This is a genomic window from Photorhabdus stackebrandtii (assembly GCF_011189495.1).
Lineage (GTDB): Bacteria > Pseudomonadota > Gammaproteobacteria > Enterobacterales > Enterobacteriaceae > Photorhabdus > Photorhabdus khanii.
This window is the reverse complement of the sequence record NZ_PUJV01000049.1, coordinates 1-8,802: the sequence shown is the minus strand read 5'-3', so window position 1 is coordinate 8,802 and position 8,802 is coordinate 1. Positions and strand designations below refer to the sequence as shown.

Here is an 8,802-nt window from a genome sequence, read left to right as displayed (position 1 = left end):
GTGACCTCGGCCGCTGGCTGTCCGACGGCCGTATCGAATACCTGGGCCGTAACGACTTTCAGGTCAAGCTGCGCGGCTTCCGTATTGAACTGGGGGAAATTGAAGCGCGCCTGATCCAGTGTCCGGGGGTGGAGGAAGCGGCCGTTATCGCTCGTGAAGATATCCCGGGAGACAAACGTCTGGTGGCCTATGTTCGGCCGCAATCCGGTGTTGCACTGGTGCCGGCGGATTTACGTCAGCAACTGGTGCCACATCTGGCCGATTATATGCTACCCAGTGCCTTTGTGATGCTGGCGGTCTTCCCGCTGACCGCGAACGGCAAGTTGGACCGCAAGGCGCTGCCTGCCCCTGATCAGTTGGCCATTGTGTCACGGAGCTATGCGCCTGCGCAGGGTGAAGTTGAAACGAGACTGGCGCAGATCTGGCAAGACCTGCTGGGGCTGGCGCGTGTCGGGCGTCATGACAATTTCTTTGAATTAGGTGGTCATTCGTTGTTAGCTGTGCAATTGCTGAACTACATAAGTGAACAAGGCATGGAAGTGTCGTTGGCTACTTTATTCTCTCATCCAACATTATGTGATTTGGCGCTGGTTATTAACGACAAGTCAAACAAGCCAAGTTCACCTTTTGATGCAAATCCTGTGCCGTTAAGCCCCAAAGGCAGTCTATCGCCATTATTCCTGGTACACGAGACCACAGGTGACCCGCTGGTTTATTCATTACTGGCGACTTTGCTACCGTCGGAACTGCCCGTATATGGGTTACAGGCACTTGGCCTCCACACACTGGAAAAGCCTCCGACTTCCATTGAAGAACTTGCCGCTTACCATATTCAAGCCATTCGTCGAGTTCAACCTCACGGCCCTTATCATCTCGCCGGTTGGTCAATCGGGGGTGTCATTGTTTACGAGATGGCCTTGCAACTGATTAGCAGCGGTGAAGAAGTCAAGTACCTTGGTATGATCGATTCTTACAATTTAAGTGGACTTAAAATTGATACTGAAAGTGGACATAATATTGGTGCCAATAAATCTGTAAATGATACGCAGAAAGATATCAATACGATTATTGAATATCTGCGTGATCATATAGACGTTATTGATAAACATGATTTGGATAAGCTTTATGACTTCAATGACATAGACCAACTCCTTACCTTTTGTGAAGAACACCAATGGCTACCAAGCGGTATTACAAAAGAGGATATCCTCCTTCGTATTTATACTCAGAGAGCCATTTTACAATTTGGTCAAAAATATATTGCTTCCGCTTCATCTTTACCCATCCATCTCTATACAGCAGATAATTTACCTGCTGAGTATGACTCTTGGCGTGGCTGGCGCAATATCGTTGGAGAGAATTCCGTACTCCATCCTATTGGTGGGACTCATAACTCCATCATGCAACAGCCTTTGCTAAACCAAGTGGCTGATTTGATCACTGAGCACTTGTTGCCCACAACCTACACCCCGAATATCATCATCCAAAATGGGGCCAAGTCTATTCCGCCACTGTTCTGTATTCCTGGAGCAGGTGCCAGCGCTTCCGGTTTTATCGAGTTGTCATTGTCCCTTCCACCGAAGCTACCTGTACACGCTTTGCAGTCTCGCGGCCTGATAGATGCGCACCTTCCTCCTTATATTAGCGTTGAAAGTACGGCTCACGCTTATATTCAGGCCATTCGTCAAACACAGCCTCATGGCCCCTATCACCTGCTAGGGCATTCCTTCGGTGGTTGGATAGCCTTTGAGATCGCGTTGCAACTACAGGCTCTGGGAGAAAAGGTCACTGATCTTATACTTGTTGATACCAGTGCTCCTGATCCGCAGGATAGTGTTCCTAAAGCTGTCGGCCGGATTGAAACGCTAATGAAGTTGATCGATATCTACAACATGATATTGACTCAGCCATTACCGTTTACCAGACAAGACTTCGAAAACCAGGAACCGGATGAACAGATTCGCTCCCTGCTTCGAGCCTTGGTGAATGCGGGCATTTTCCCAGAGAATGTGAGTACATCTCTGTTGCAAGGTGTTGTCCAAGTTATGCAAGCCAATCTGAACACGAGTTATACACCACATACCAGCTATAAGGGCCTTGTTTATCTGATTAACGCTAAAGAAGGAGATGCTGATAAAACAGCAAATCACGAGAAAATGTGGCGTAGGCATGTTACTCAGCTAAGTACGATAATCGCACCTGGTAATCACATGACCATGCTGTCTAGCCCACAAGTTAATCAACTTGCCACTTTACTGTGGGAAAAATTGGATTATGTGAGCTCTAATTTCGAGGGTTTGTTCATGAAATAGAATAACCAGATTTTGTTACCTTAAGCCAGCCTTGCGGGGCTGGCATTTTATCATCCTTTATCAATCTGGCTTTCAGTGTAGTGGTGTGGAAATTTGCTTCCCTGGATTAGACGAGGTTTAGTGTGCCACCCGCCAGAAGGGATAGATACATTATGTTTAACGCCAGATTACGTACAGACTTTATGGATTATAAATGAACACTTCGAAAATTAAACAACCGACCTATCGGATCTTACTCTCACTGTTATACCGTTCACGTTGGGCACTTGCCATTGCCGTTTTTGCCAGCATTGCTAATGGTATTTCCAGTGTTTCTTTGATCACATTAATCAATAAAGCAGTGACAACCTCCAACGATAACTATTCCTCGCTCGCTTGGTATTTCGGTATTTTGGCTGTGCTGGCTATTGCCTGCCGCATACTTAGTGGCGTGATTTTCGCTAAACTGAGCCAGAATACGATGGCAAAGATGCGCGAACTCATCTCAGAACGTGTTACCCGTGCGCCATTCCGTCAGATTGAGGTGCTTGGCGCCTCTCGCGCTCAATCCATCATCACTGACGATGCAACCAATGTATCACTGTTATTCTTCACTCTGCCCAATATCGTGATGCAAGGTTCAATTGTATTGGGCTGTCTGGGTTATCTGGCCTGGTTGTCGTGGCCCGTATTTTTCTTAGCGCTGGCTATAGTCATCATTGGTTCACTCGGTTATAGCCTCGGTGGAACCAAAGCGATCAACTCATTCAACGCAGCGGGTAAAGCACAAGATCGTCTGTTCAACCATTTCAACGCATTATTCTCTGGCGCAAAAGAGTTAAAGTTACACTTCTCACGTACTCAGGCTTTCTTCACTAACTCCCTTGGTCGTGAAATTGACGCAGTACGCCAGCATCGCACCCGTGCTTTCGGTGTTTATGCCTTCGGTGCTGGCTGGATACTCTTTTTATTCTATGTGTTTTTGGGGCTGGTTATATTTGCTCCGACGGTAATACCGGGCCTCGAAGTAACGACACTCGCTGGTTATGTGATTATATTTCTGTTTATGTTGATGCCCTTAGACGGTTTGTTAAACAGTATTCCAGCACTGAATGCGGCACGTGTATCACTGAATCGCATTGGAAATGTATTATCAGAGCTGAATGAGCAAGACCAATTTACACAGCAGATTTCTGCTAATGAATTCGGTGAAGCGACTTTACTGTGCCTGTCTGGCCTTACCCACAGTTATTATCGAGAGAAGGAAGATGAGGTATTCCAGCTCGGTCCCATTGATATGAAACTCAAACGAGGTGAAATTACTTTTTTGATTGGCGGTAACGGCAGTGGCAAAACGACTCTAGCCAAGTTGTTGGTCGGGCTCTACACACCAGAAAACGGCACAATTACCGTTGATGGACATGTGATCACTGACAACAACAGAGCCAACTATCGTCAACTCTTCTCGGCAGTTTTTTCCGATTTCTATCTCTTCGAAACATTGATAGGCTTGAGCGATACCGATTCGACATTGGATTCACGTGCTAATGAATTGCTCACTAAACTACATTTGGATCACAAGGTAAAGATTGAAAATGGATGTTTCTCAACTCGCGATTTGTCACTGGGACAACGAAAACGTCTTGCTCTAGTGGTTGCCTATTTGGAAGATCGGCCATTCTATCTGTTCGATGAATGGGCCGCTGATCAGGATCCGCTGTTTAAGGCGGTGTTCTATCAGGAGCTATTACCTGAGTTGGCTGCGCGCGGTAAAGCAGTACTCGCTATCACCCACGACGATCGTTTCTTTCACTTAGCCGATCATTGTATCAAGCTGGAAAGTGGTCGACTCCTTGTCAATAAGCAGCAAATGGTAATAGCTCAATAACATTGCTGGATAAATATGGTCAACCTGCGCTATTAGGTAGTATTAGCGAAATTTATATTGGTGGGAATTCAATTGTAAGTATTAGAATGAATGGCATAGTTAAGAATGTGTTTAATATTGATGTTGAATATTCCAGGGTTTTTATAAATCCCACATTAAAGCAGTTTTCTTCTTTTGTTTCTATGAAGATAAGAATGGACACATGATCATTTGCAATTGGTTTTTACCGCCTGAAAAAAAGTTATAATTTAATATTATCGACAGTCATAAATAGTTAATAATATTAGTGACTGACTATGGCACTTTTATGATGGTGGATATGTAATGCCTTGCCCTGGCTATAATAGTTGGGGCAGGGCAAGCATTTTTTCTAATGAGCTGACGTATACCCTAAATAAGCGCAATCAATATCGCTCCATTTTAGCCAAACCGGGTTTATTTACTGGAAATGGAGAACAAGCTTCCATACATTTTTTGACTTTCCTCAACAGTTTCTACATATGTTGACATGTTTGATTTCGAGTCATTGTTTCATAAAGTAATAACCGGACCTGTTCGATTTTATTTATCTACGTGAAGAGATCGCTTAAAGTAACAATTTAAATCTATTGCTAATTTTTAAAGTCAGGCTTGCCATTTTTAGCTCGCCATTCTTTTACAACTTTAAGTACACCTTCCGGACTATCTTCAGTACCATCTTCTGGATAAAATATTAGATCGCCGCCAGAGGGGTGTTCTGAAATCCTTTTAAATTCATCGATAGCTTCTGATTCATCCTCTTCTGTTTGGAAATCCACATTGAATATTTTCTTTATCAAAGATAAAAATTCGTTTTCGGTAATATCTATTGCATTATTTCCCATAATTTATTCACCTCAATTATGTAATTCGCCATGTCTCTTTGGAGTAACAACTCTAATGTTGTCAACATCATAAACACCTCCACTTTGGGAAATAGGTTTTTTATGATGTAACTCGTATTTTTTCTTTTTCCCTCTCCATTCGTTTTCCCTTAGAGCTGGAGTTTTTCCCTTTTTCATATTTCCCATGTTTGCAGCTTTAACAACTCAGGATCGTTTCCAACCTCTTTCCAAAATGCCTTTCTGAAATCATCAAAGTTATTAAACGTCCTTCCACGCAACTTATCTGCTATTTGGCTGGGAATTGGTGCTCCCATATCTTGTCCTGCGCTACTTAGCCAGTTTCATTTGATTTTCTATCCTTGGCCGGTTACTGTCCCCGGTTGATTTCGGGGGGTGTTGAACATCACATAAATTGGTTTGATGCCGGAATCTGCTGGAAATACCAGTATGTAGTCCCCCGACATCTTCCACACGAAATGCTGTCTGAGAGGCAATCAACGTTGCGCCACAAGAGGTTTTCATACCTTCCAGCGCCACCATTTAGAATAATTCATAATCTGATATTGAGGTACTTTTTACCGCATTAGGGGCGATTAACTCCATCAAGATATGGTTGGATAGCTTTAGGAATTAGACCATGATGAGTAACACACTAAAAATCGAAGGCCACATGGCTGCCATCACCGTTGATCCTGAAATCGAGATGTTTCGCGGTGAGTTTGCCGGGTTGAATGGTGGTGCTGACTTTTACGCCTATAGCGTAGATGAGTTGAAGCAGTCCGATTTCTTTCGGGCGCGGATGCAGCCAAACGCGGGTGGTGATGTGGTCTGATCTGTTGGCTTTGAGGTATGCTTATTGTATTAATTGTTAATACAGGTGTGTGATATGAGAAAAATTACTTCTGTCAGTATGGGTGAACAGCTTAACGGGTTCGTTCAGCGAGCGATGTGGGCCGTTCAGGCCCATTTTGCTTAATGCCACATTATGTTGAATGGTGGCTGACCGGCAACAGTTGTTGCAGAGGAAGCCGGTGTTCAGGGCCGGGCGGGCGGCATTTACCGCCGGCACTTAGAAGGTAGGTAGGCAGTCCGTGCGCAGGGACGCGCGCGGTCTGCCTTTCACTGCCCCCCACGCACTCACAGGGAACCGGCTAACATAAAGGATTGTCCGGCAACACAGGGCATTCAGGTCAACTTCGGGCTGTCCGGCTTGTCGCTATCTGTTTGTCTGTCGTTTGGCGGCGTTGCCTGCTTCGATTTCCGTTCTGCCGGATGCGTCTGTTCATGCACGATAGCCACGCGCGTATAGATTTGGGTGGTTTCCAGCTTCTCATGCCCCAGTATTGCCTGGATATGCCGGGTGTCCGCGCCGTTTTCTAGCATCTGGGTCGCCATTGAGTGCCGGAACAGGTGACAGGCCTCCGGTTTAATCAGTTGCGCCTGTTTACGGATACTGTCAGCGGCTATCTGGGTTAACGTGCCCTTTGACAGCCCCCGGCCTTTACCGCCCTTACCCTGTCTGACCAGTACCACGCCGCGCCCGAAGTCCACCTCACTTAACAGCAGGTTGGCTATTTCCATGCGCCGGATACCAGTACTCCACAACACCTCAAGGATGGCTCGGTTTCTCAGTCCGGTTGGGGTATTGATATCCGTTGCGGCTAATACCGTGTGGGTTTCTTCTTCATTGAATACCTGGGCTGGCAGCTTTTGGCAACACCAGACTTTCCGCCGGGCTGGTCGGGATAAACTGCTGTTGTCGCAGCCAGTCGAACCACTGGCGTAAGGCCCGCAGGCGCTGGCGCTGACTGTTTGCCGGGTAGGGCTGGCCGCTGGCCTTGCAGTACCGGGCCAGATACTGCTGCCAGTTTTCCAGTAATGCCCGGGTCAAAAAGAGGTAGTTACTATGGCTAAGGCGCATTCTAAAGCAAAGTGGCGGTAAATAAAGCTGCGAAAACAGAACGTTATTACACGGTGGGTTATGTGCCGAACGGGAACAAGGTCAACAACGCCACCCCGGCGATACATCTTAAGGGGCAGTGGCTTAAGCAGGCGGGGTTTAAGACCGCGGGACAGATTACCGTCAAGGTGATGGCCGGCTGTCTGGTGCTCATTCCTGACAGTGACACCACGCAACACTATCAGCAGCAATAACCAGCGCCAGCAGAGCCAGCTTAATGAGATTAAGCTGCGGATGCAAATGTTGATAACCGGTTCTGTGGGTTAAGGGGAGAGGATGAGATGACTATTGCCATTGAACATTTACAGGACATTCAGTTAACCCACATTGAAGCGCTGGCCTTGGCCCAGCTGGTTAAGCGGCTGAACTGGGCGGAGATACGCGCCTGTGCCGTGCATGACGAGGAAGCGTATCAGATTAAGGATGCTGTCGGTAAGCTCCAGTCGGCGCTGGTTTACCGTGGGTATTCGCCACGGTAATAATAGAAAATATCGGAAGATCTCTAAGATCTTCCGATTATCAGTTCTGGTAACTCAGGTTATTATTTCAGAGAGGGTCATGCGGTTTGCACAAAAAAGATTCCATCTATTCCATCCTCTTTATTTCTAATAAACAAGTAACCAATAGCATCAGATAACCCCAATGCATCTTGAAATGGCTCAGGAAAATCGGCTGAATATATTTGGCATACAAAATGATAATCATTTCCGATTTCACCAATATCATCTAAACCATTTGGGATTTTGTTTGAAAAAAGTGAAACCATAGGATAATCACTATCTTCTATTTCCATATCCAAAAAAATAACATTTCTTTCCGGTATGTATTTATCGTTATTTTCTGAGATCTCATTAGTCAAAGAATATGAAACAAAAGTAAAACCTGATTTAATAAGATTTAGTTCTTGCTCGTCACCAAAATAAGTAATGTTATCAAGGAAATAGTTATTTTCAGAATAGGTTGAAAACACAGATAAATATCCTGATGTTGGCAATACTCCTTTAGGTATTCTTGGAGATAGTTTTTCACAATCTATAGAAAAGAGATGAAGTAATTTTTCACCATCAGGATTTACAGGCCACTGTGATACATATCCCTTTTTGCCACCCAAAACAAAACCAGAACTCTTATTAAGGGCTTCTTCTACAACAATTCGTGTAAGATTATACATGTAACATTTCCTCTATTTACAAGTACCAGCACTTTTAACCTTATTCGATAACCCTCTAAAAAATTTTTCAGCCTGCTTTCTTAATACTTTCACCCTACTAGCAGGAACACCAGATTTTCTTAATCCTCCGGAGGTTATATCTAGCTCTCTCTTTAACGTTGACGCAAAATCATTTTTTCTAAGACCTTCATTTGCTCGAATCTGATTCTCATACCAGTGAGCACCGCCAATACCACGTGTATCTTTTTGTGGACCACGAGTATGGTGATCTAAGTCTAGAGCAATAGACGGGTTTCCTGACAAGCGAGATGTTTCTGCAAGTCCCTGCTGCCGTAGGTATTCGTGTCTCAATAATTCATGTGCCTGTAACTTATCGCCAACATGAGTAGGTCCATTTAATTCACCATATGTACCCAGCTCAAATAACTTAGCAAGCCCAAGAGGGTCGATCCAATTCATCGGATTGGGCGCATAAGTGTATAAATTCAGGCCCCCATTCAGCCCGATCGGATCTTCGGCACTATCCCGACGCCATCATACTCTTTAGGCCACTTTTCCCCTTGATTTAGCAGCCTTTTTTCTAGCCACCTTTTCCCTCCCTGTTAAAGAGCATTCCAACTCGCCCTGAC

9 protein-coding genes and 2 pseudogenes are annotated in these 8,802 nt (G+C 45.0%); 5 read left to right on the top strand and 6 right to left on the bottom strand.

Going from position 1 to position 8,802, the window contains the following annotated elements:
- Together C5470_RS20655 and C5470_RS20650 are read left to right on the top strand one after the other, a co-directional pair.
- The coding region (locus C5470_RS20655; RefSeq protein ID WP_166291617.1) for a non-ribosomal peptide synthetase at positions 1 to 2,312 on the top strand (2,312 nt) is incomplete at its 5' end.
- 193 nt (positions 2,313 to 2,505) lie between these two features.
- Entirely contained in the window at positions 2,506 to 4,179 is a 1,674-nt protein-coding gene (locus C5470_RS20650) for a cyclic peptide export ABC transporter (protein WP_166291615.1), read from the top strand.
- A 611-nt stretch (positions 4,180 to 4,790) separates the two neighbouring features.
- Here the strand turns inward: C5470_RS20650 and C5470_RS20645 are convergent.
- From C5470_RS20645 to C5470_RS23880, 3 genes and pseudogenes are all read right to left on the bottom strand, one after another.
- Positions 4,791 to 5,042, bottom strand: coding sequence for a bacteriocin immunity protein (locus tag C5470_RS20645; protein WP_166291613.1), 252 nt, complete (start codon positions 5,040 to 5,042; stop codon positions 4,791 to 4,793).
- A gap of 12 nt (positions 5,043 to 5,054) precedes the next feature.
- Positions 5,055 to 5,356 (bottom strand): annotated as a pseudogene (locus tag C5470_RS23475) (HNH endonuclease signature motif containing protein).
- 13 nt (positions 5,357 to 5,369) lie between these two features.
- Positions 5,370 to 5,582 carry a hypothetical protein gene (locus C5470_RS23880; RefSeq protein ID WP_422631098.1) on the bottom strand — a complete coding sequence of 71 codons (213 nt, stop codon included), beginning with the start codon at positions 5,580 to 5,582 and terminating at the stop codon, positions 5,370 to 5,372.
- Between the two features lie 97 nt (positions 5,583 to 5,679).
- On the opposite strand from C5470_RS23880, the gene C5470_RS20630 reads away from it, so the two are divergent.
- Positions 5,680 to 5,874, top strand: a complete 195-nt coding sequence (locus C5470_RS20630; RefSeq protein WP_242688233.1) for a hypothetical protein — start codon at positions 5,680 to 5,682, stop codon at positions 5,872 to 5,874.
- 353 nt (positions 5,875 to 6,227) lie between these two features.
- Here C5470_RS20630 and C5470_RS23875 read toward each other — a convergent pair.
- Positions 6,228 to 6,924 (bottom strand): annotated as a pseudogene (locus C5470_RS23875) (tyrosine-type recombinase/integrase); the annotation flags it as partial.
- Between the two features lie 50 nt (positions 6,925 to 6,974).
- On the opposite strand from C5470_RS23875, the gene C5470_RS23460 reads away from it, so the two are divergent.
- Together C5470_RS23460 and C5470_RS20615 are read left to right on the top strand one after the other, a co-directional pair.
- Positions 6,975 to 7,196, top strand: a complete 222-nt coding sequence (locus C5470_RS23460; RefSeq protein ID WP_339917129.1) for a SymE family type I addiction module toxin — start codon at positions 6,975 to 6,977, stop codon at positions 7,194 to 7,196.
- Positions 7,197 to 7,283: 87 nt separating this feature from the next.
- Positions 7,284 to 7,481 (top strand): DUF7706 family protein, encoded by a 198-nt coding sequence (locus C5470_RS20615; protein ID WP_166291611.1) that lies wholly within the window; start codon positions 7,284 to 7,286, stop codon positions 7,479 to 7,481.
- Between the two features lie 77 nt (positions 7,482 to 7,558).
- Here C5470_RS20615 and C5470_RS20610 read toward each other — a convergent pair whose 3' ends face one another.
- Both C5470_RS20610 and C5470_RS20605 read right to left on the bottom strand, forming a co-directional pair.
- Positions 7,559 to 8,173 carry a YwqG family protein gene (locus C5470_RS20610; protein WP_166291609.1) on the bottom strand — a complete coding sequence of 205 codons (615 nt, stop codon included), beginning with the start codon at positions 8,171 to 8,173 and terminating at the stop codon, positions 7,559 to 7,561.
- 12 nt (positions 8,174 to 8,185) lie between these two features.
- Positions 8,186 to 8,662, bottom strand: a complete 477-nt coding sequence (locus C5470_RS20605) for an RHS repeat-associated core domain-containing protein (RefSeq protein WP_242688240.1) — start codon at positions 8,660 to 8,662, stop codon at positions 8,186 to 8,188.
- Between the last annotated feature and the right edge of the window lie 140 nt (positions 8,663 to 8,802).